The sequence below is a fragment of the Priestia sp. P1_B12_1 genome (assembly GCF_056406695.1).
The window spans coordinates 453,413-471,829 of the sequence record NZ_JBFTZR010000003.1 but is presented as its reverse complement, the minus strand read 5'-3'; the positions used below and the strand labels follow the sequence as shown (position 1 = coordinate 471,829).

The window sequence follows — 18,417 nt, the reverse complement described above, 5'->3', positions numbered from 1 at the left end:
GAGATGCATGATAAATGAGTACATTATTTCAACCTTTTGCTACACAATTAGATTTTGAAACAGGTAAATTAAATCCAGAAGGAAAAGTCATTATTCGACATTTATCGGATATGAAAGGCATGTACTTAGACGAGGGAGAATTTGAAAATCAACTTAAGAAAAATCCGCTTATTTACGAGGTTTATAATGTAGTAGTTCCAGAGACAATGCCTCACATTCAGCATTGCGTAACTATTTTGCATCCAGGCAAAGTAGGAAAAGAGTATTTTATGACCAAGGGACATTATCACGAAGTATTAGATAGGGGTGAAATTTATTTTTGCCTTAAAGGAAAAGGTGAGCTGCTAATGCAAACAAAAGACGGAGAGTTTTCTAGCCTAGAAATGGTGCCGGGAACAGTAGCATATGTGGCACCAGAATGGGCTCACCGCACTGTTAATACGGGGGAAGAACCTTTTGTGTTTTTTGCAGCTTACCCCGGAGATGCAGGCCATGATTACGGAGGTATTGAAACGGAAGGATTTGTAAAAGCGTTAGTTGAACAAAACGACAAGCCAACATATATTGAAAACCCTCGCTATATACAAGCGGTAAAATAACAAAAAAGGAGAAAACCAAATGTTTAAAGTATTAATTACCCCTCGGTCATATGGGATGTTTACAGAAGACATTATGAATAAATGGCGCGAAGAGGAGTTTGAGGTGATAAGAGAGGTCGGCCCTATTTCTGAATCTAGGTTTATAGAGCTCATACAAGATGTACAAGCATTAATCATAGGAACTGACCATCTTAGCAAAGAAGTTTTAAACCATGCTTCGGAGCTTAAAATTATAGCAAAATACGGAGCAGGTACTGATAATATTCCTAAAGAATATGCAATGCAAAAAGGAATTGTGGTCGTGAATACTCCCGGTGTGAATCATGAAGCTGTTGCAGACTACGCGTTTGGTTTAATGCTGTCTGTAGCCAGACAAATTTCACTATCTTCCCAAAGGCTCAGAAAAGGACAGTGGACAAAAAACGTAGGGGTTGAACTTTATGGGAAAACGCTAGGTATTTTAGGGTTCGGTGCAATAGGAAAAGCTGTTGCCCGCCGTGCTAAAGGATTTCAAATGGACATACTCGTTTATGACGTTTTTCAAGATGAGCAGGCAGCTGCTGAATATGGTGCAACCTACGTCCACATAAATGAATTGTTAAAAAAAAGCGATGTTGTATCTGTTCATATGCCTCTTGTGCCTGAAACAACCAACCTTCTAAACTATCAAATGATGAAGAAGATGAAGAAAGAGGCAATTCTCATTAATACCGCAAGAGGCGGAATCATAAATGAAACTGATCTTTTTCATATTTTAAAAGAAGAAAAAATACTAGGAGCGGGCATTGATGTATTTTCCGTTGAGCCTCCTACAGATTCTCCTTTGCTAGAGTTAGATAATGCTGTTTTAACCCCTCATAATGCAGCGGCCAGTAAAGAGGCAATCGAGCGTATGACATTGCAGTCAACGCATAGCGTAATTAAATTCTTTCAGCGAGAAATTTCAAAAGGGCAAGGAGGGAACCAGCATGTCACGCAAACGTGAAGTTATGAATGGTATTTGTAAAAGTAGTGTTGTGGCAGTTTTACGAGGTACAGAAGCGGAAGTGTTAACGACAGCTAGAGCTGCAATTGATGGCGGAATACAGGCAATCGAACTAACGATGACGGTTCCAAATGCAATTGATGTATTACGTCAATTAAAAAGTGAATGTGCCTCTCAGTCCGTTTACATAGGAATGGGGACCGTCATGGATGTTCATTCAGCGGTTAGTGCCCTTCAAGCAGGAGCAGATTTTGTTGTGACTCCTCACTTGGACATGGACATTATTACGGTAAGCCATCAATATCAAACTCTTGTTATACCCGGAACTTTTACAATGACAGAAATGGTTACTGCGCTTAAAGCAGGGTGCGAAATCCTTAAATTATTCCCAGCAGACTTAGCAGGAACGGCTCATATTAAAAATGTAAAAGGGCCTTTGCCTCAAGCTAATATTATGCCTACTGGAGGCGTTAACGAAACAAATATTGAGCACTGGATTCAAGCGGGAGCAATCGCTGTAGGAGTAGGATCTAATTTAACAAAAGCAGGTGGGGATTCGCTTGATTCCCAAAAAATTCGTGAATATGCCTCTTTGTTGATGCGTAAAGCGCAGCAGGCTAAATTGATGCTTAGCGGTATTAGATAATGAAAAATTCACGTGGTATACAAACTGTTTTAGGCTTTGTGGATTCAAACGAAATTGTACATGTTCAACCGCATGAGCACCTTATGCTTGAAAAAGGTTATGCAGCGAGTACTAATTCAGATTTATGCATTGATAATGTCGATGTTACAGTAAGTGAAGTAAAGAAACTGCCTGCGCGCTCTCTTGTAGTGGACGCACAGCCGATCGGCGCGGGGCGCATAGCAATGGACCTGATACGAGTCTCTAAACGAACAGGTGTTCATATTGTTGCTTCGACAGGATTTCATAAATCCATGTTCTATTGGCGAGATCATTGGATCCATAATGAATCAGCAGAAATCCTTACAGCGCTTTTTGTTTCTGAAATCCAAAAAGGAATGTATGTAGGTAATGGAATAGAGAGGCCTACTAAAAAAGTTGATGCAAAGGCAGGGCTAATTAAAACTGCCGTCGATAAAAAGGGGTTAACTCCCTATTATCAAATGAAGTTTGAGGCAGCTGCCGAAGCGTCGCTTTTAACAAACGTCCCAATTATGGTTCATATTGAAAAAGAATCCGATCCGTTTGAAATTATTCAATTTTTGACGGATAAACAGGTAGCAGCTAAAAAAATAATTCTTTGTCATCTCGATCGTACTCATCATGACTACGGGTTGCATAAAGAAGTAGCGGCAACGGGTGTCTACCTTGAGTACGATACGATTGGACGCTTTAAATATCACAGCGACGATAAAGAAATTGAGTTAATTCACCACATGTTGAATAGTGGCTTTCAAGAATCTCTTTTAATTAGCCTGGATACAACCAGAGCGAGGCTGCAAGCATATGGGGGAGAAATAGGAATTGATTACTTAACTAAAACCTTTATTCCAAAGTTGAAAGTAAGTGGGATTTCAGATAAAACCATTAGTACCTTAGTTCTGGATAATCCGCTCGCAGCTTTAAGCGTTTAGAAAAATCAAGGAGGACACTATGTTAAATCTAGTAAATGCAACCAAACCAACCTTTTATTTTATTGGCGTTACAACAGGACAATCCTCTATCATGAAGCTATTTCCTTTATGGGCTAAATCTCTTTGTATCGATGCGGAGATTAAAGGAATTGATATTGATATTCATGCAAACCGTGAAGTGTACCGTGAAGTGGTAACTTTTTTAAAGAATGATCCTCTGTCGCTGGGAGCATTGGTCACAACACACAAAATTGATCTATATCATGCGGCAAAAGACTTGTTCGATGAGCTTGATCCTTATGCGCTTTTATTTGGAGAGTTATCAAGTATTTCCAAAGGAGACGGAAAGCTGATTGGACATGCTAAGGATCATATCTCTAGCGGGTTAGCCATGGAGGGTTTTCTTCCAAAAGATTATTGGAACAAACATAAGGGGGATGTCCTTATTATGGGAGCTGGCGGAAGTGCCATCGCCATTGCTTCAAACCTAATCCAGGATGCAAAACGTAATGGCATGCCATCTGCTATCTATGTAACAAACCGAAGCCAACCGAGGTTAGATTCAATGCAGAAAATTATCTCGGAAATGTCTACGGATGTACCTATTCAGTATCTTACAGTAGACGAGCCATTTAAAAATGATAAAGTGTTATCTAAACTGAAGCCCTATTCTCTAGTCATTAATGCAACAGGGCTTGGAAAAGATCGACCAGGCTCTCCGCTAAGCAACGAGGCGCTATTTCCTCACAATAGTCTTGTGTGGGAACTGAATTATCGAGGGGATTTGTTGTTTATGCATCAAGCCTTGTCGCAAAAAGATACGCAGTCATTATATGTTGAAGACGGATGGATTTATTTCATACATGGATGGACTCAGGTAATATCAGAAGTGTTCCAAATTCAACTAAACAATGAGCAATTTACTGAAATTGAAAGAATTTCAAGTGAGTTTAATCAATCAAAATTAAGTGGGAAATAAGGGAGTGAGGAGGAAATGTTTCTCCTCTTCACTTACATAAAACAGAGATAACTAAAAATGAAAGCGTTAACAAAAAAAGACTACAAAAAGGTGAAGGATGTGCCTCTTATGAAGATTATACGCACGGAAAATTATGAGGAAATGAGTTACATGGCAGCTGTTGAAGCGGCTAAATGTATAAAAGGAAATCCAGAGTTAGTATTGGGCCTTTCCACAGGAGGAACACCTCTAGGCACGTATAAAAATTTAATTCAGTTATACGAGGAAGGAAAAGTAGATTTTTCAAATGTAACAACATTCAATTTAGATGAATACATCGGTTTGGAGCCAGAGCATTTCCAAAGTTACACGTACTATACATGGGAAAATTTTTTAAAGTACGTAAATATCAAAGCAGAGCAGGTGCATATTCCTTTAGGTATATTTGAGAACGAAGATCAAGCAGTGAAAGAATACAATGAGAAATTAATAAAAGCCAACGGGATTGACGTACAGATATTGGGAGTTGGAAGGAATGGGCACATTGGTTTCAACGAGCCTCAAGATTACTTGCATGGGGCTACACATATTGCTAAGTTAACCAAAGAAACGATACGAGACAACGCTAGGTTTTTTTCGAATATAGAAGATGTCCCTAAAAAAGCAATAGCAATGGGAGTAGGAGATATTTTAAAAGCAAGACACATTATCTTTATCGCCAGTGGTCATGAAAAAGCAGAGGCTGTTTATCAAACGTTACATGGACATATTACAACAAGATGTCCCTCTTCTCTTCTTCAGTTACATCCTAACGTCACAGTTATTGTAGACAAAGAAGCAGCCGCGTTACTTTAGATGTCAAGGAGTATTTTAACAGCATAGGTGAACACAGAAGCAAGTGGATTTGTAAAGAAATGATGAGTGATAATAGGGAGGCTTTACAATGAAACATAAAAATTTAGTTCAAATGCCTAATGGGTATCTTAATCGAACGCCTATCTTTCAATTTATTTTACTTTCTATTCTTTTCCCACTTTGGGGAGCAGCCGCGAGTTTAAATGATATTTTAATTGCTCAGTTTAAAAGTGTGTTTACTCTTAGCGACTTTGCAACGGCTTTTGTGCAAAGTGCTTTCTACGGGGGATATTTTTTAATTGCTATTCCAGCTTCGTTAATTATTAAGAAAACCAATTATAAGCTGGCTGTTATTACAGGACTAATCTTCTATATTATAGGTTGTTCACTGTTTTTTCCTGCTTCTCATATGGCTACCTATTCTATGTTTTTATGCGCAATTTTTGCAATCGCCATTGGTTTAGGTTTTCTTGAAACATCAGCTAATACGTATAGCTCCATGATGGGACCTAGGGAATCCGCAGTGCTACGCCTTAATATCAGTCAGACGTTTACCCCTATCGGATCTCTTTTAGGAATTGTACTTGGCAAGTATTTAATATTTCAAGAAGGGGAAAGCCTTGATAATCAGCTTGCTAAAATGAGCTCGGAAGAAGCACATATCTTTGGCCTTAAAATGTTACAGCATACGCTGCAGCCTTATAAATATATGATTTTAGTTCTTATTGCCGTACTGGTACTTTTTCTTATAACGAAATATCCTTCATGTAAAGCTCAAATAGAGAAGAACGAGGTAGGGCAAAAAAGCGAATTGATAAAAACGCTAAAGTATTTAGGGGGGAATTCGCGTTTTCGTAAAGGTATCATAGCCCAATTTCTATACGTAGGGATGCAGGTAGCTGTATGGTCATTTACCATCAGATTGGCCTTAGACCTTAATTCTGAAATTAATGAGCGAAGCGCATCAAATTTCATGATCTATAGTTTTATTGCTTTTTTTGTTGGGAAATTCGTAGCTAATCTATTGATGACACGTTTTTCAGCCAAAAAAGTGTTGGTTATCTATTCAATCATTGGTACGCTTTTACTTGCGTATACGTCGTTTGCATCCAGTACGATGGCTGTATATGCAGCTGTTGCTGTAAGCATGCTTTTTGGTCCATGCTGGGCAACAATCTATAGTGAAACGTTAGAAATAGTAGAAGAAAAACAGCATACGGAAGTCGCAGGAGCTATTCTAGTTATGGCTATTGTAGGAGGAGCTGTTATTCCTGCCGTTCAAGGACTTGTATCAGACTTAACAGGGTCGCTTCAACTCGCTTTTTTAGTTCCGACGGCATGTTTTATCTATGTAGGATATTATTTTTATAGTGGTGTAAACAAACGTGAGAAAGTAAAAAAACTAATGAATGAAGATCAAATTAATTCAGCTAAATAGAAATCGATTTTATAAACAAGGAATTTTACGTTTTTCATCGAATACAATGTAAATTGCCTTAAGTTAAAAAGAAAACTGCTTTGGAAGCAGTTTTCTTTTTTTACTTTAATTATTTATTACTATCTTTTTAAAAAAGGAAGGAATGTCCCGTGATTATAATTAAGCCTCTAAGCCAGTGTTCTTTTTCTGATGCATTACAAGCATTTAATAAGGGTTTTGAAGATTATTATCTTCCGATTGAGCTGTCACTAGATCAATTCACTTGTAGATTTGGTTTGGATCAGCTATCTGTCGACCATTCTTTTATGGCTTTTTATAATAATACACCAGCTGGAATTATGTTAAATGGAATAAAAAAGGTCAAGGGAAAAAAACATGCTTGGAATGGAGGTACAAGCGTAGCCCTACCTTACCGAAAAATGGGAATTGGAGAAGACTTACTAAAAGCTACACTTGAAAGCTACCAGCAGCAAGGAGTAGTGGAAGCCAGTCTGGAAGCATTTAAAGTGAATGAAAAAGCCATTCACCTTTATCAGAAATACGGATATGAGATTGTAGATACGCTTTTATTTCTAAAGCATAGAGGTAGTTTTTACGCTTCTCTACTTAAAAAGAAGAATCAGCTTACGTATTCGTTAAAGCGAAGACTTGCAAAAGATATTCAAAACCTACCCTTTTATACATACGACGTTCCGTGGAAAAATCAATTTGACTGTATTCGTGATGGAGAATCGTTTATTGCGTTGAATGAAAAAAACGAAGAAGTTAGCTATCTGTTATTTCAAAAGAATTTTTCTTCCATAGGCATCGTGAATTCCGTTACTTTTTATCAAGGAAGCGTTAAGGAACATATCTCAAATTCAGAGGACGTTCTGAGCTTTTTATTAGCAACCATTTTTAATATGTATGGACCAATTGCTTACAATACATATAATGTACCTGAAAAAAGAAATAGCTTACTCGTGAAAATGTTAAAATCATTTGGTTTTCAAGATTTATATACAGATGAAGGAATCAAACTTGAGCAGGTGTTTATGAAAAAACAACTTTAAAAAGCGGCCATAGGCCGCTTTTACTGCATTTCTGTAATTGGATGTGCATCATAAAATTCCTCGATTTTTTCTTGCTGTCCTTCGAATTTTTCTTTCCATACTTGTTTCACGTCATTATAATTCCAAAGATCTCTTCCGTAGAAGTCCGTTAACTCTTTTCGAGTAATGGTGATTGTCTGAGGAACAGTCGTATTAATAGTAAAGTGAACGCTGTCAACATTTTGTACGGCAGAAAGTAAGATGGTTGCGTTATGTAAAAGTATGCGTTTGGTTTTAACAGACGTCCAGCTTTTTTCAAACGTATGCTGATTATTATTTATTGCAGCGTAATTAATTGCTAAGTAATAAGGTTTTTGCGTATCTTGAAAGGCTATACCTTTTAAATAAACGTGTCCCGGAAGCTTATTTGTAATTTCCTCTACTGAAGCCTCATGTTTTGAAGAAGAAGTATGTTGAATAGAAGAAGCAGAGACTCTTTCGGCAGACAGATTATTATGAGGTGCATAAGCACACCCTGATAGGCAAGTGAGTACTGTGCAAAGTGTAAGAGAAGCATATATTTTTTTCATAATGGTAACTCCTTTTGTTTATATCTCCTTGTAAAGACGAAAGGCCTATATATTTTGTTTCATACAAAATATAAGTTTATTCACTAAAAAGACAGATAATCCAAAATAATAGAAGTTAATAACCCTAATGAAGCAATAAAACCAATAACAGGACCACCTTCTTCAAAAGCTTCTGGCAACATCGTCGAAGCAACCATTGCCACAATTCCACCACCGGCGAATGAGGCAATAAAACCCATCATGTTTGGGGTAGCATTTTGAAGAAATAGATATCCAATCCAAGAACAAAGAGCCGATATAAAGAAGACAGAAAGCCATAATGAAAAAATTTTCTTTTGCTTATATTGGCTTTTTAGCAGTCCGCTTGTCCCGGAGATTCCTTCGGGTATATTGCTGATAAAAATAGAAACAACAAGCAGCCAGCTAACGTGGTGCTGTTCAATCAAACTTGCGCCAATCATCAGTGACTCAGGTATAGCATCCATAATGGTACCAATAAAAATGGCTAGTCCCGAGCTAGCGGGGACAAGGTGGTCCGAACGTTTTCTTTTGTGAGCGCCTTTCTTAGCTAAGGAGATGTCAAGAAGAGTAAAAAGTGCTGCGCCTGTTAAAAAGCCTAAAGAAGAAGCAATGATTCCCGCTTCTTTTACCGAATCTTGAATGAGCTCGTAAGCAGCAGCTCCTAACAAAACGCCCGTGCCAAAAGCCATAATATAAGCAGTCAACTGTTTTTTTAAAGGTACAAAAATAGCTATAATAGCTCCAATTAATACAGCTGAGCCTGAGACACCACCCCACATAAGGGCATCTATCACATGAGATCCCTACTTTCTTACGTACTTACTTGTAGTGTAACCATCTCTATGATTATTATGAAACACGATAAATGAACTAAAAAAATGGAAAATAATCACTGATTTGGACCTTAAATAAAATAAGTCTTCTGTATAATTGACAAAATTTTCTGATTATGTCCGTTGAAAGTGAAAAAACCTTGTGATAGTCTGATCAAAAGATACAAAGATGGAAAAAAATTCTTTGATCTGTAGAAGATTAAAAAACTTAACAAGGTCACTTTTAAACGAAAGAAGGAATACGAGATGAATTCAAAAGCAGTAAAAAGAGAAAATCGCTATGCTAACTTGATTCCTATGCAAGAAATCCAATCCGTTGAACAGCAGCTTTACCCATTTGATATTTATAACAGTCTGCGTCAAGAGGCACCTATTCGTTATGATGAAAGCCGAAACTGCTGGGATGTATTTGATTATGAAACAGTAAAGTATATTTTAAAAAACCCGTCGCTTTTTTCATCCAAACGAGCAATGGAAGAACGTCAAGAAAGTATTTTAATGATGGACCCTCCAAAACATACAAAGTTACGAAACTTAGTAAACAAAGCTTTTACACCAAGAGCTATTCAGCACTTGGAGGGTCATATTGAAGAGATTGCCGATTATTTATTAGATCAAGTGAGCAGCAAAAAAAAGTTTGATATAGTAGAAGACTTTGCTGGACCACTCCCGATTATTGTAATAGCAGAGCTGCTAGGAGTACCAATCCAAGACCGAGAACTGTTTAAAAAATACTCCGATGACTTAGTGAGCGGTGCTGAAAATAATTCAGACGAAGCTTTTGCAAAAATGATGCAAAAGCGTAATGAAGGCGTGATTTTTTTACAAGGGTATTTTAAAGAAATTGTCGCGGAGCGTCAGCAAAATAAACAAGAAGATCTCATTTCGCTTCTTTTAGAAGCAGAAATCGACGGCGAGCATTTAACAGAAGAGGAAGTGCTGGGGTTTTGTATTTTATTGCTAGTAGCAGGCAATGAGACAACCACAAACTTAATTACGAACGGAGTTCGGTATATGACAGAAGACGTAGACGTGCAGAATGAAGTTCGCCGAGACATATCGCTAGTTCCGAACCTGGTAGAAGAAACGCTTCGCTATTATCCTCCTATTCAAGCGATTGGACGCATAGCTGCTGAAGATGTAGAACTTGGAGAGTGTAAGATTAAAAAAGGGCAGCAGGTAATTAGCTGGGCAGCAAGTGCAAATAGAGATTCAGCTAAGTTTGAACGGCCTGACACTTTTGTCGTGCATCGTAAAACAAATCCTCACGTGAGCTTTGGATTCGGCATCCATTTTTGCTTAGGAGCACCGCTAGCAAGAATGGAAGGGAAAATTGCTTTTACTAAGTTACTAGAGAAAGGCGAGTTTTTAAAAGTTGAGAATCAGTCTTTAAAGCCAATAGGCAGCCCTTTTATTTTTGGCGTAAAAAAATATGAGATTACTTTTAATAAAGCTTAAAAAGCGAGCGCAAATTATGCGCTTGCTTTTTAGCTAGCGTTCAGTGTTCCATTTTTGGTCCTCTGAAGGGGACGTGTACGTGTCCATTGAAGAGATAAGCTGTTCAGGAGTATCAGAAATATTGATGAGACGAATAGCAGAATCTGTAGAAAATCCTTCATCTACGGCATGCTGAACCATTTGCATAAGCGGGTTGTAGTAGCCGTTCACATTTAATAACCCTACTGGTTTTTTATGTATACCAATTTGAGCCCAGCAGAGAGCCTCAAACAACTCTTCAAATGTCCCGAAACCTCCAGGAAGCGCAATATAACCATCAGCTAACTCGTGCATAGTTGCCTTTCGCTCATGCATGCTCTCTACTTCGATGAGTTCTGTCAGCGCGGTATGAACAATTTCACCGCTAAACAAACCGCGGGGCATAATGCCGATGACTTCGCCTCCATGCTGAAGCATTTCATTTGCGACTTCTCCCATCAGGCCCATTCGTGAGCCTCCGTAAATCAGCCGGTAGTTTTTTTGGGCCATGTAGCGTCCTAGCGAGACGGCTGCCTCTTTATATTCGGTTTTTATTCCAGCGCTTGATCCTGCAAATATACAAATTGATTTCAACTGCTTCACTCCTTTGTTTCTTTTCTATATAAGTCTTTTCTGTTTATGAAGAACAAATTCCTTCTTAATAATTTATGAATTTTCACAATGTCATCGCTTGATTATTCTAAAAACTTTGCTTATAATCAAAGCGAAACGTCTGTTTGAAAGCGTTATCTATTGTTCTTCTTTTAATGGAAAAGACAGTACGTATGGATCTACTTGTAAGATAAGTAGGTAACATGAACTCATAGGAAATTTGACCGTTTTAAACGCTTCATTTAGTAAGTATACGCACTTGCAGGATTAAGACAAGGGGGATATGGGGATATGATGAACAATTTAATACGCACATTAATGGTACAAACACCGACCGTACCAGGAAACTTAGGAAGAGTAGCAACAGCTATCGGAAATGTTGGAGGAGACATTGGCGAGGTTGAAACCGTTAAAGTAGGACATAACTACACCATGAGAAGCATTACGGTTCAAGTAGAAAGTGAAGACCAGCTTGAGGAATTGCTTGAAGCGGTTCGCAGTTTAGAAGGCATTACTTTACATACAGTATCAGATGAAGTTCTTCATGCGCATGAAGGCGGCAAAATTCAAATGAAAAGCAAAATGAAAATTGAGTCGATCGCTGACTTAAGAAGAGTATATACACCAGGTGTAGCAAACGTTTGCCGTGCTATTCAAGAACAGCCCGACAAAGCTAAAATTTATACGAGCATTGGAAACACGGTTGCGATTGTAACAGATGGTACCGCTATACTAGGGTTGGGAAATATTGGTCCAGTTGCAGGAATGCCTGTTATGGAAGGAAAAGCTGCGTTATTTGATCAACTTGCCAATGTAAACGCTATCCCTATTTTGTTGAATGTAAATGAGCCGGAAGAAATCATTCAAACGGTTAAAAATATTTCACCGGGATTTGGCGGCATTTTACTAGAAGATATAGGGTCGCCTCACTGCTTTGAAATTGAAGAACGTTTAAAAGAAGAGCTCGATATTCCAGTTATGCATGATGATCAGCACGGAACAGCAGTTGTGACGCTAGCAGCAGCTATCTCAGCTTGTCGCAGCACAGGTGTGAATTTGAAAGAAGCAAAAGTAGGACAAATCGGCTTAGGAGCTGCCGGCATCGCTACTTGCAGAATGTTCATGGCTTACGGTGTCAAACAGGTGATAGGAGCTGATAAGTCTCCTGAAGCGAATGAGCGCTTAGTCAGCTACGGTGGAAAAGTAGCGGATTCATTAGAAGAGCTTATGGAGAACTGTGACATTGTTATTGCGACAACAGGTGTACCTGGCTTAATACAAAAAGAATGGATCCGAAAAGGGCAAATCATTCTAGCACTTTCTAATCCAAAGCCAGAAATTGAACCTGAAGATGCTCTTGAAGCAGGAGCTATTTACGCTACTGATGGAAGGTCAGTGAATAATGTACTTGGCTTCCCAGGTATTTTCAGAGGAGTGTTAAATGCGGGGGTGCGTGATATTACGCATACGATGCTTGTAGCTGCAGCTGAAGCCATTGCAAATTCAACGCGTCCAGGCGATTTAGTTCCTCATCCTCTTAATCTAGCTGTACATGAAGCAGTATCTGAAGCAGTTGAAAGAGCTGCTGTTGTACACGGAGAGAAAGACGGTGTTTATCGATAACAAACAAGGCTGCCTCGAAATAGGCAGCCTTGTTTGTTTTTTATCAAAAAATAATAAGAAAATAGCAAACTATGAAACTTTTTTCCTTTTTTAACGTAATATAGTAATAGGAATAGTAAAAAAGGTAGAGAAAGGAGTTTTTATGGAGTTTGAACATTTAAAGGGCAAATTGCCCCTCGAGGCTAAAAAAGCGATGCGCTGGCAATCCATTTTTACGCATAGCCTATGGCTTCTTGCAACAGCGGGTTATTTTCTACTCGTTCATTTTTTTAATTGGTGGTCAATTATTGGATGGATATCAGCTGGACTATTAGTCGTGAGCTTTATCATATATACAATTATAGCTCCAAATGTATATATAAATGTATATTCATATGAAGTCACAGATACTCAAATTGATGTACAAAGAGGGCTATTCATCTGGTATCATACGAAAATTCCGCTTGTGAAAGTGCAGCACGTTGAAACATTGACAGGGCCGATTTTTCGAAAATTTGACTTGGCATCTGTTAAAATCATTACAGCAGCTGGAAGCGTCGAAATTCCTGCACTTGTACAAAGAGATGCTGAAGCACTGCGAGAGTATATTGCTAGACTAGCAGAGGTAGATGATGAAGATGAGTAAGCGGCTGCATCCGCTATATATTGCAATAGCATTTATTGAACATATAAAAAATAATATCCTGCCTTTTGTGTTTGTATTTATCGTCAATCGGCACCTATTGTTTACATATTGGTGGGCAACGCTATTAGCGGGAGGCGTAGTCGCTTTATTTGCTTTTTTTACTTGGAAGGAATTTCGTTATGAAGTAACGGAAACGGAAGTGCGTCTGTATAAAGGGATTTTTAAAAAAGAAAAACGATTTATTCAACGAAATCGCATTCAATCGATTCAGTTAGATCAGCCGTTTGTTTTTAGAATTCTTCGCTTAGCCCGGCTTCGTATTGACACGGCCAGCAGCGGTACGGATGCTGAAATTGATTTATCTGGTATTTCACTAAAAGAAGCGCACCATCTTAAAGATACGTTAAAGCTTTCGGGGAGTCAGCCGAAAATAAGGGAAAAAAGTCCTGAACGTACGATGAAAGTGTCGGTGAAACAGCTGGCGTTAGCTGCTGCGTTTTCCGGGAATTTTGGGTATATATTTGCTGCTCTTGGTTTTCTCTATCAGTATATTGATACGTATATCAACCGCTGGGTGAAGACAGCTTACGAAGAAGTGATTCATCAATCGATGTTTGGTTTATTTGTATTAGTGGCTGTAATTGTGGTGCTTGCTTATTTGCTGTCTATTGTTTTATATGTAATACGGTTTGGCGGTTTTACAGTAGAGCGCTACGATCATTATCTACATATTAAATACGGATTGTTAAATAAGAAATCCCTTACGATTCCTTTTCATAAAATACAGGCTGTTACGATAGAGGAAGGGTTGGTTCGACGCTTATTTGGATGGTCTTCCGTTTCGTTAAACGTCGTAACCTCTGATTTAAAAGAAAAGGTCTATTTACACCCGTTTATCCAGCAAAAAAAGATTGCAGCGTTAATGAACGTATATGTGCCGCACTATGAATATGTAAGGTGTCCAAGAAATACAGCGATTCAATATGCGTGGTATCCATTACTATTACCGGTCTTGTTATTTGCGGCAGCAGGGATTGGCATTAGCTTTTGGAAATCAATGTTTGTGTGGATTATTGCTGTGCTATGCCTTGTATACGTACTTATTCACTGGTTGGGCTATCGCCAAGGTGGCTTGATGATGAACGATGTATTTGTCAGTATTCGATCGCAGTTTTTAACACGAAAAACAACGATTATTAGAAGGAAGAAAATAGAAGAAATTGAGGTGTTTGCAGGAACCTTTTTATGGAAAAAAGGATACAGGAAAATAAAAATTGCAACTATGGGTACAAGCGGCAGCTATAAGTCCGGATATTTTCCATTTGAGATTTGGCATCCTATCTTTCTGCAAGCTACTTCGGCTAAAAAGGCATGAAGAACATCATTGTTCTCCATGCCTTTTGACGTTATCTATTCATTAAATTTTTCCCTTGCTCGTAATAGCTGTTCATCACCTCAACTGGCACCATACTGCCTCCAGTTGACCATACAAGATGAGTAGCTTTTGACATATCGTTTTCTAGTCCTTGCGCTTGTATATAGGAAGACCCGCTTTTCATCAGGTGAAGAGGCCCTTGTAAACCAGCCGCTGCTGAAGGTTCTATATACATATTTTCACGATTGGCTAGCTCATAAATAAATCGGAAAAGCTGATCATCTTCTACGGTATAAATTCCGCTAATAAGCGATTTTACCGTTTCGCCTACAAAGCTAGATGGCCTTCCTACAGCTAGTCCATCGGCAGCTGTTACGTTATCAAGTCCAATATCCGTAACGGAAATGCCATCATGCAGCTCGGTCATTAATCCAAGCAGCATGCAAGGAGAGTGAGTAGGTTCAGCAAAAAAGCAGTGAACGTGATCACCGTATATCGCTTTTAATCCAAACGTAATACCGCCAGGACCTCCACCTACTCCGCAAGGTAAATAGACAAATAAAGGGTGTTCGGCGTCTACTTGAATCTGCAACTCGGCTAGCTGCTTTTTCAAACGTAAAGCCGCAACGGAATAACCAAGAAATAAATCTCTAGACTGCTCATCGTCAATAAAATGACAGGCGGGGTCTGCTTCGGCTTGCTTTCGTCCTTCTTCCACGGCTTTTCCGTAGTCAGACTGATATTCAATAACGGTTACACCTTTAGAACGAAGCAGATCTTTTTTCCATTTTTTAGCGTCCGCTGACATATGGACAGTGACGTTAAAGCCGAGAGTAGCGCTCATAATACCAATGCTTAAACCTAAATTACCGGTAGATCCTACTGCAATAGAATAAGAAGAAAATAACTTTTTACATCGGTCTTCAGCTAGAAGAGCGTAACTGTCTTCCTCGGTAAGCAGTCCTTCTTTGATAGCAAGACTTTCAGCAAATTTTAATACTTCATAAATGCCGCCTCTTGCTTTAATAGAACCTGATATGGGAAGATCGTGATCGCATTTCATCAATAATTTTCCTTGCAGCATGTTATTCATTTGTTGATTTAAATAGTCTTTCATGTATGCAACTTCTTGAAGAGGTGATTCAATGATTCCTTTTGATGCTTTCAGCTCAGGAAAAGCGATTTGAAGAAAAGAAGAAAAGCGAGAAAGTCGTTCTTTTGCATCTTTTATGTCTTTGGTATGTAAAGAAAGAGAAGAAAGTGCTTCTTGAGCAGGTTTTATATAAGGATTTATCCAAAGTATTTCCCGTTTATTGATTAAAGGTGTTAATAAAGGATATTCATGCATCCATGTAGCAAGGGGTTTTTGGTGAAATAAATTTGTCGTCATAAAGGCTCCTTTCGCAATATGTTATTTCCTTTATATGTATAGTACCAGGAATAGAAGAAGTTGAAAACGAAAATATCAAAAAGTAGAAAGCGCATTTTAACCACCTCTTGTATACTAATAAAGATAATCTATACAACTGCATAGAAAAAAGGAGAGGAATTCATGGCATTTTCAGGCGATGATAGCAGGTGTCCTATCTGCGGAGAAAAAAATAACTGTGCTTCTGTACAAGATAGAGAAATAGAAAAGTGTTGGTGTATGCAGGAAGTTTTTACTCCTGATCTGTTTAAACAAATTCCTTTAGAAAGCAGAGGAAAAGCGTGTGTATGTGTCAAATGCGTTGGGAGACAGAAGAAAGAAGGTGAGGATTAACTTGAAAAAAGGAATTATTTCATACGGTGAGGCATTTATTGATTATATTGCTAAAAACGAATTTAACACTAGCTTTACCCCTTTTTTAGGAGGTACAACGGTTAATGTAGCAGTCGGAGTTCAGAAGTTAGGAACAAAAGCATATTATATCTGCAAGTTGGGCAGTGACGAAACAAGTGATTTTGTAAGAAAGAATCTTTTAATTGAAGGAGTGAATCAAAGCGGCTGTGTAATATCGGAGATTAAAAAAGTTTGTGAAGTGTATGTACATAAAAGTAAAGAAGGAGATCGCTACTTCCATTCCTACATAGATTCTACCCCTCATGAGCAAGTGTATAAACATGAGCTGCAGGAAGCTTTATTTGAGCAGGCAGCGATTTTTTATTTTGGATCAGGTACGTTGTTTCATCCAATTTCTCAGGAAACTACAAAAGAAGCTGTGAAGCTCGCAAAAAAACATCGTATGCTTGTAGCGTTTGATCCAAATATTCGAATGAAAAGGTGGGAAAGTGAAGCCGCATGTAGAAATATCGTGACACCATTTTTGTCCGAAACAGACATTTTGAAAATCTCTCAAGATGAGCTCCTATTTTTGATGAATTCAGCAGACCTGACAGAAAGCCTAGAAAAACTGAGAGCGTATCATATTCCGTACGTATGGGTCACTCAGGGAGAAAATGGCGCAGTAGCCGTTACTGCAAATCAAACGCTTCATGTGAGTGCAAAAGAAGTGCAGGTGATAGACACGACGGGAGCGGGTGATGCATTTATGGCAGGAATTTTATGGTGTGTTCACGAAAAAGGATTACCTGAAAGTGAGGATTCACAGAAGCAGTACACAATGTTTGCTAACGCGTTAGGTGGAGCAGTTTCGGCAAGGTACGGAGGAATGATTTCGCTTAAAGCAAAAGATGTATCTAGTATAAAAGCAGGTAGCTGATAGCTACCTGCTTTTGAACGTTTATTATTTAAAAAATGACAGTATAATCATAAGGGCAAAAATAATCGTAAGATGGTTCAATGAGAACACAAACATTAAAGTAGCCCATTTTGTATCTTCTAATTTTTTAAATCCAACAATCCCAAGAAGCATCCACACTAGTGTTAAACCAAACATTGTAAATGCGATAATTTTACTAAACGATAAAAATAAGAAAGATGCCGCTAGCAAAATAACTAGGTATACAAGCGTTTGGACTTTGGAACGACGGATCCCTTTTACTACAGGAAGCATTGGTACACCTGCGGCTTTATATTCCTCAAGTCTTCTAATCGCAATAGCGTAGAAGTGAGGAGGCTGCCATAAAAACATAAATACAAACAATCCAATGGCTACCGGATGAAATAAGTCTGGTGAAATAGCGGCCCAGCCAATGATTGGAGGCATAGCTCCAGAAATACTTCCGACTTCGGTATTATAAATAGTTGTACGTTTTGTAAGCATAGTATAAGGAACTACATAAAAGAAAAATCCTAAAATACCCATAATGGCGGCCATGTTAGAAACTAAAAATAAAATGCCTACACCGATAACAAATAAAGCCAGTCCTAGCCATAGAGCAAATTTAGGGTTGACCGCTCCTGTTACCGTCGGTCTGTCTTTCGTACGTTTCATGATCGCATCAATATCACGGTCATAGAAGTTATTAACTGCCCCAGCTCCTCCTACGACAAAGGATGTCCCAATTAAAGCCAAAATAATGATAGGAATTTGTGTCACAAAGCTTAAGTCATTAACAGCAATTGCGAGACAAAGCCCAGCAACCATTCCTAGTGAGTTCGATTTAATAATCCCAGTTTTTATAATAGCACTGATTACTTCCCGGGAAAAATACTGATTGATAGGAAGTGATTCCTTTGTGATAACTTCGGTATTTTTCACAGCAATTCTCCTTTTTGAGCTTATTCCTACATGAATAAACCTAATCTTTATTAATCAACTAAACTATTTTAACAAAAAAATATCGTAATTACATCAAGGTTGCTCGTAAAATTTGTTAACATTCCTTGAACTTTTTAAAAAAACAAAGAATAA

The 18,417-nt window shown here is 38.3% G+C and carries 19 protein-coding genes; 14 read left to right on the top strand and 5 right to left on the bottom strand.

What is annotated here, in order from left to right; translation table 11 throughout:
- Nucleotides 1–14 precede the first annotated feature (14 nt).
- From AC1D0Y_RS13425 to AC1D0Y_RS13390, 8 genes are all read left to right on the top strand, one after another.
- On the top strand, nucleotides 15–599 hold the full coding sequence (locus tag AC1D0Y_RS13425; RefSeq protein ID WP_060747372.1) for a glucose-6-phosphate isomerase family protein: 585 nt from the start codon (nucleotides 15–17) through the stop codon (nucleotides 597–599).
- A 19-nt stretch (nucleotides 600–618) separates the two neighbouring features.
- Nucleotides 619–1,584: a phosphoglycerate dehydrogenase gene (locus AC1D0Y_RS13420; protein WP_060747371.1), complete on the top strand. Its 966-nt coding sequence runs from the start codon at nucleotides 619–621 to the stop codon at nucleotides 1,582–1,584.
- Nucleotides 1,568–2,230 carry a bifunctional 4-hydroxy-2-oxoglutarate aldolase/2-dehydro-3-deoxy-phosphogluconate aldolase gene (locus AC1D0Y_RS13415; RefSeq protein WP_060747370.1) on the top strand — a complete coding sequence of 221 codons (663 nt, stop codon included), beginning with the start codon at nucleotides 1,568–1,570 and terminating at the stop codon, nucleotides 2,228–2,230. Before AC1D0Y_RS13420 ends, AC1D0Y_RS13415 begins: the two co-directional genes overlap by 17 nt.
- Nucleotides 2,230–3,183: a phosphotriesterase family protein gene (locus tag AC1D0Y_RS13410; RefSeq protein WP_477707694.1), complete on the top strand. Its 954-nt coding sequence runs from the start codon at nucleotides 2,230–2,232 to the stop codon at nucleotides 3,181–3,183. Before AC1D0Y_RS13415 ends, AC1D0Y_RS13410 begins: the two co-directional genes overlap by 1 nt.
- Nucleotides 3,184–3,202: 19 nt before the next feature.
- Nucleotides 3,203–4,162 (top strand): shikimate dehydrogenase family protein, encoded by a 960-nt coding sequence (locus tag AC1D0Y_RS13405; protein WP_098525134.1) that lies wholly within the window; start codon nucleotides 3,203–3,205, stop codon nucleotides 4,160–4,162.
- Nucleotides 4,163–4,270: 108 nt separating this feature from the next.
- The gene (gene nagB / locus AC1D0Y_RS13400; protein WP_098525212.1) at nucleotides 4,271–4,996 is read left to right on the top strand and encodes a glucosamine-6-phosphate deaminase; all 726 of its coding nucleotides are present in this window, start codon (nucleotides 4,271–4,273) and stop codon (nucleotides 4,994–4,996) included.
- Nucleotides 4,997–5,084: 88 nt separating this feature from the next.
- On the top strand, nucleotides 5,085–6,434 hold the full coding sequence (fucP, locus tag AC1D0Y_RS13395; RefSeq protein ID WP_102813157.1) for an L-fucose:H+ symporter permease: 1,350 nt from the start codon (nucleotides 5,085–5,087) through the stop codon (nucleotides 6,432–6,434).
- Nucleotides 6,435–6,583: 149 nt separating this feature from the next.
- A complete protein-coding gene (locus AC1D0Y_RS13390) occupies nucleotides 6,584–7,486 on the top strand; it encodes a GNAT family N-acetyltransferase (RefSeq protein WP_477707693.1) in 903 nt (300 codons plus the stop codon).
- Nucleotides 7,487–7,506: 20 nt separating this feature from the next.
- Here the strand turns inward: AC1D0Y_RS13390 and AC1D0Y_RS13385 are convergent, their stop codons facing one another.
- Nucleotides 7,507–8,055: a DUF4825 domain-containing protein gene (locus AC1D0Y_RS13385; RefSeq protein ID WP_098249860.1), complete on the bottom strand. Its 549-nt coding sequence runs from the start codon at nucleotides 8,053–8,055 to the stop codon at nucleotides 7,507–7,509.
- Between the two features lie 83 nt (nucleotides 8,056–8,138).
- The gene (locus AC1D0Y_RS13380) at nucleotides 8,139–8,870 is read right to left on the bottom strand and encodes a ZIP family metal transporter (RefSeq protein WP_028408736.1); all 732 of its coding nucleotides are present in this window, start codon (nucleotides 8,868–8,870) and stop codon (nucleotides 8,139–8,141) included.
- A gap of 285 nt (nucleotides 8,871–9,155) precedes the next feature.
- Here AC1D0Y_RS13380 and AC1D0Y_RS13375 point away from each other — a divergent pair, with 285 nt between their 5' ends.
- A complete protein-coding gene (locus AC1D0Y_RS13375) occupies nucleotides 9,156–10,367 on the top strand; it encodes a cytochrome P450 (protein ID WP_477707692.1) in 1,212 nt (403 codons plus the stop codon).
- A 33-nt stretch (nucleotides 10,368–10,400) separates the two neighbouring features.
- Here the strand turns inward: AC1D0Y_RS13375 and AC1D0Y_RS13370 are convergent, their stop codons facing one another.
- Nucleotides 10,401–10,979 carry an LOG family protein gene (locus AC1D0Y_RS13370; protein ID WP_098579570.1) on the bottom strand — a complete coding sequence of 193 codons (579 nt, stop codon included), beginning with the start codon at nucleotides 10,977–10,979 and terminating at the stop codon, nucleotides 10,401–10,403.
- A gap of 309 nt (nucleotides 10,980–11,288) precedes the next feature.
- Between AC1D0Y_RS13370 and AC1D0Y_RS13365 the strand changes: the two genes are divergently transcribed.
- From AC1D0Y_RS13365 to AC1D0Y_RS13355, 3 genes are all read left to right on the top strand, one after another.
- Complete coding sequence (locus AC1D0Y_RS13365; protein ID WP_014460373.1) at nucleotides 11,289–12,620, top strand: NAD-dependent malic enzyme; 1,332 nt, start codon at nucleotides 11,289–11,291, stop codon at nucleotides 12,618–12,620.
- A 142-nt stretch (nucleotides 12,621–12,762) separates the two neighbouring features.
- Nucleotides 12,763–13,245, top strand: a complete 483-nt coding sequence (locus tag AC1D0Y_RS13360) for a PH domain-containing protein (protein WP_477707691.1) — start codon at nucleotides 12,763–12,765, stop codon at nucleotides 13,243–13,245.
- Nucleotides 13,238–14,620: a PH domain-containing protein gene (locus tag AC1D0Y_RS13355; RefSeq protein ID WP_328240196.1), complete on the top strand. Its 1,383-nt coding sequence runs from the start codon at nucleotides 13,238–13,240 to the stop codon at nucleotides 14,618–14,620. Before AC1D0Y_RS13360 ends, AC1D0Y_RS13355 begins: the two co-directional genes overlap by 8 nt.
- A gap of 31 nt (nucleotides 14,621–14,651) precedes the next feature.
- Here AC1D0Y_RS13355 and AC1D0Y_RS13350 read toward each other — a convergent pair whose 3' ends face one another.
- Nucleotides 14,652–16,010 carry a D-serine ammonia-lyase gene (locus AC1D0Y_RS13350; RefSeq protein WP_136789394.1) on the bottom strand — a complete coding sequence of 453 codons (1,359 nt, stop codon included), beginning with the start codon at nucleotides 16,008–16,010 and terminating at the stop codon, nucleotides 14,652–14,654.
- A 162-nt stretch (nucleotides 16,011–16,172) separates the two neighbouring features.
- On the opposite strand from AC1D0Y_RS13350, the gene AC1D0Y_RS13345 reads away from it, so the two are divergent.
- Nucleotides 16,173–16,382 (top strand): cysteine-rich CWC family protein, encoded by a 210-nt coding sequence (locus AC1D0Y_RS13345; protein WP_028408730.1) that lies wholly within the window; start codon nucleotides 16,173–16,175, stop codon nucleotides 16,380–16,382.
- Nucleotide 16,383: 1 nt separating this feature from the next.
- Nucleotides 16,384–17,322, top strand: coding sequence for a carbohydrate kinase family protein (locus AC1D0Y_RS13340; protein ID WP_098249856.1), 939 nt, complete (start codon nucleotides 16,384–16,386; stop codon nucleotides 17,320–17,322).
- A gap of 24 nt (nucleotides 17,323–17,346) precedes the next feature.
- Here AC1D0Y_RS13340 and cyoE read toward each other — a convergent pair whose 3' ends face one another.
- Nucleotides 17,347–18,264 (bottom strand): heme o synthase, encoded by a 918-nt coding sequence (gene cyoE / locus AC1D0Y_RS13335; protein ID WP_013056789.1) that lies wholly within the window; start codon nucleotides 18,262–18,264, stop codon nucleotides 17,347–17,349.
- Nucleotides 18,265–18,417: the final 153 nt, after the last annotated feature.

Bases quoted from the DNA above. Each gene is read 5' to 3' on its own strand.
- AC1D0Y_RS13425 (WP_060747372.1), top strand. From the start codon at position 15: ATGAGTACATTATTTCAACCTTTTGCTACACAATTAGATTTTGAAACA.
- AC1D0Y_RS13360 (WP_477707691.1), top strand. From the start codon at position 12,763: ATGGAGTTTGAACATTTAAAGGGCAAATTGCCCCTCGAGGCTAAAAAA.
- AC1D0Y_RS13410 (WP_477707694.1), top strand. From the start codon at position 2,230: ATGAAAAATTCACGTGGTATACAAACTGTTTTAGGCTTTGTGGATTCA.
- AC1D0Y_RS13345 (WP_028408730.1), top strand. From the start codon at position 16,173: ATGGCATTTTCAGGCGATGATAGCAGGTGTCCTATCTGCGGAGAAAAA.
- AC1D0Y_RS13405 (WP_098525134.1), top strand. From the start codon at position 3,203: ATGTTAAATCTAGTAAATGCAACCAAACCAACCTTTTATTTTATTGGC.
- nagB (WP_098525212.1), top strand. From the start codon at position 4,271: ATGAAGATTATACGCACGGAAAATTATGAGGAAATGAGTTACATGGCA.
- AC1D0Y_RS13375 (WP_477707692.1), top strand. From the start codon at position 9,156: ATGAATTCAAAAGCAGTAAAAAGAGAAAATCGCTATGCTAACTTGATT.
- fucP (WP_102813157.1), top strand. From the start codon at position 5,085: ATGAAACATAAAAATTTAGTTCAAATGCCTAATGGGTATCTTAATCGA.
- AC1D0Y_RS13420 (WP_060747371.1), top strand. From the start codon at position 619: ATGTTTAAAGTATTAATTACCCCTCGGTCATATGGGATGTTTACAGAA.
- AC1D0Y_RS13415 (WP_060747370.1), top strand. From the start codon at position 1,568: ATGTCACGCAAACGTGAAGTTATGAATGGTATTTGTAAAAGTAGTGTT.
- AC1D0Y_RS13385 (WP_098249860.1), bottom strand. From the start codon at position 8,055: ATGAAAAAAATATATGCTTCTCTTACACTTTGCACAGTACTCACTTGC.
- AC1D0Y_RS13350 (WP_136789394.1), bottom strand. From the start codon at position 16,010: ATGACGACAAATTTATTTCACCAAAAACCCCTTGCTACATGGATGCAT.
- AC1D0Y_RS13355 (WP_328240196.1), top strand. From the start codon at position 13,238: ATGAGTAAGCGGCTGCATCCGCTATATATTGCAATAGCATTTATTGAA.
- AC1D0Y_RS13365 (WP_014460373.1), top strand. From the start codon at position 11,289: ATGATGAACAATTTAATACGCACATTAATGGTACAAACACCGACCGTA.